Origin of the sequence: Calidifontimicrobium sp. SYSU G02091 (genome assembly GCF_022631395.1) — a bacterium.
In the GTDB taxonomy this organism is placed as follows: Bacteria; Pseudomonadota; Gammaproteobacteria; order Burkholderiales; family Burkholderiaceae_C; genus Calidifontimicrobium; species Calidifontimicrobium sediminis.
This window is the reverse complement of the sequence record NZ_JALBGB010000065.1, coordinates 1-2,445: the sequence shown is the minus strand read 5'-3', so window position 1 is coordinate 2,445 and position 2,445 is coordinate 1. Positions and strand designations below refer to the sequence as shown.

Annotated in this window: 3 protein-coding genes; all 3 read left to right on the top strand. The window is 74.0% G+C overall.

Annotation, left to right across the window (positions count from 1 at the left end; translation table 11 throughout):
- On the top strand, positions 1 to 926 hold a 926-nt coding region (locus tag MOJ79_RS18720; protein WP_241925520.1), incomplete at its 5' end, for a cell division protein FtsZ.
- Complete coding sequence (locus MOJ79_RS18715) at positions 923 to 1,402, top strand: GNAT family N-acetyltransferase (protein WP_241925519.1); 480 nt, start codon at positions 923 to 925, stop codon at positions 1,400 to 1,402. The genes MOJ79_RS18720 and MOJ79_RS18715, both read left to right, overlap by 4 nt.
- Before the next feature lie 552 nt (positions 1,403 to 1,954).
- Complete coding sequence (locus tag MOJ79_RS18710) at positions 1,955 to 2,131, top strand: pyridoxamine 5'-phosphate oxidase family protein (protein ID WP_442863147.1); 177 nt, start codon at positions 1,955 to 1,957, stop codon at positions 2,129 to 2,131.
- Positions 2,132 to 2,445: the final 314 nt, after the last annotated feature.

Here is a 2,445-nt window from a genome sequence, read left to right as displayed (position 1 = left end):
CGGGCGCCGGGGTCGGCGCGTCCACCGAGGCCGCCGCCGACGCGGCGGCCCCCGACGAGGCGGCGCGCGGCGTCGAGGCGCGACCGGCCGCCGCGCGGCGCGTCGCGCGCCTCGATGCGCTCGTCGACGCGATCGCCACGCTCGCCGTCGACACGCCGGTGCCCGGCGAGGCCGTGCTGCCGCACCTGCCGCCGACGCGGCGGGCCGGCACCAAGCCGTTCGCCGTCGAGGCGCTCAACGCCGACAGCGGCGAGTGGGAGCTGCCGCGCGCCGGCCAGCGCTACCGCGAGTTCCAGGCCGGCGTGCAGATGGCCAACCGCCACGGCGCGCTCAACGAGATCGAGTACTCCGAGTTCGTGCAGAAGGTGCAGGACTTCGCCGACGCGATCGGCGCGCTGCCCGACTTCCCCGACATGCTCGACGTCGTGGCACGCGCGCGCGAGCTCGACGCGTTCGCGTCGGCGCACGATGCGCAGCTCGTGATGCGACTGGTGGCCAACTCGGTCGCGTGGTCGGTCGGCTACCTGCAGCAGTGCGCGGCGCGCCACGGCTTCGTGCCCGGCGCGCTGCCCGGGCGGCTGGTGCTGCCGGCCGCCGCCGACGGCGCGCCACCGGTGCTCGTGCTGTCGTTCGACGCGCAGGCTGCGCTCGCCGACGACCCCGGCGCCGCCGCGCTGCGCGAGGCCACGCTGAGCCTGGACGTGCCGCAGACCGAGGAAGCGGCCGAGCCGTTCGCCGCGTGGCAGCGCGTCGGCCGCGAGCTCGCCGACGACCTCGACGCGACACTGGTCGACGAGCAGGGGGCGCCGATCTCGCTGCACGCGTTCGCCGCGATCGACCAGGAACTGCGCAAGCTGTACGCCGCGCTCGCCGCGCGCGACCTCGCCGCCGGCAGCCCCGCGGCGCGGCGGCTGTTCTCCGGATGACGCTGCGGCTCGCCGTGGCGGCCGACGTGCCGGCGCTCGCCGCGCTGTATGCGCAGGCCGCGCGCACATTCGGCCCGGCGGTGTACACGCCGGCGCAGGTGCAGGCGTGGGCCAGCTTCGGTGCCGACACGCCGGCGTTTCGCGACTACGTGCTCGGCGCGCGCACGTGGGTCGCGCTCGACGGCGACGCGCGCCCGCTGGCGTTTTGCGGCGTCGACGGCACCGGCGAGGTGCGGTCGCTGTACGTGCGCGCCGACGCGACGCGTCAGGGCCGGGGCAGCGCGCTGCTCGCGCACGCGCTCGACGACGCGCGCGCACGCGGCGTGCACCGCTTCGCGGCGTGGGTCACGCCGCTGAGCCGGCCGGTGTTCGAGCGCGCGGGCTTTCGCCTCGTCGCGCGCGTGACGCAGGACTTCCAGGGGGTCTCGTTCGAGCGCCTGCGCGTCGAGGGCCCGACCGCACCCGACGGGGTCTGACCGGCGATCGCGGGACTAAACTGGCCGGCCATGAGTGCACGGCCGCCCACGCCGATCGGCCCCGCGCAGGCCGCGCTGATGGCCGGGCCGGTGTCGATCATCGTCGGCAGCCGCGACGCCGCGCTGCGCCCGCACCTGATGCGCGCCGTCGGGTGCCGGCTCGATGAAGAGCGCCGCCGCGTCACCGTGCTGATGTCGGCGCGGGCAGCGGCGAGGGCAGCGGCGAGGTGCTCGCCGACCTGCGCGCCAACGGGATGGTGGCCGTCGTGTTCAGCGAGCCGGCGAGCCACCGCACGCTGCAGGTCAAGGGCCGCGACGCCACCGTGGGCCCCTGCGACGCCGACGACGCCGCGCACGCCGAGCGCCACCTGCGCGGCTTCGTCGACGAGATCGGCCACATCGGCTTTGCGGCCGTGGTCGCGCACACGCTGCTCGCGCATCAGGGCGACCTGGTGCGCCGTGCGCTTCACCGTCGACGAGACCTTCGAGCAGACGCCAGGGCCGTCGGCGGGCGAGCCGCTGCCGCCGCAACGCTGACACCGCGCGCCGGCGATGACGAACGACGCGCTCGACCTCGACGCGATCCGCGCCTGCCTCGAAGGCGCGATCCCCGGCGTGATGGCCACCTGCGCGGCCGACGGCACGCCCAACGTGACCTACGTCTCGCAGGTCGAGTACGTCGACGCGCGGCACCTCGCCCTGTCGTTCCAGTTCTTCAACACCTGTTGACGCCGACCGAAAATTGACCAGCAAAGCCGGGTGATGTGGAGTGAACCCCTGAGTCTGGACCACAGGGGTCGTCGGATCTAAGCCGCCTGCTGGGCGAGTTGCGCTTCGAACTCTACGGGTGAACGATATCCGAGCGCCGAGTGCAGGCGCCGGGTGTTGTAGATCTCGTCGATGAACCTGGGCAGGCGGGCCGCAATGGCTGACGACAATTACCTTGGCCTGCCGCATTGCATCGCCTGAACCGTTACCTGCAGGCGGGCGTTGCCTCACGAAACTTGCTACCCGATGGTGGCAGGCAATGGAGGCAACATGGC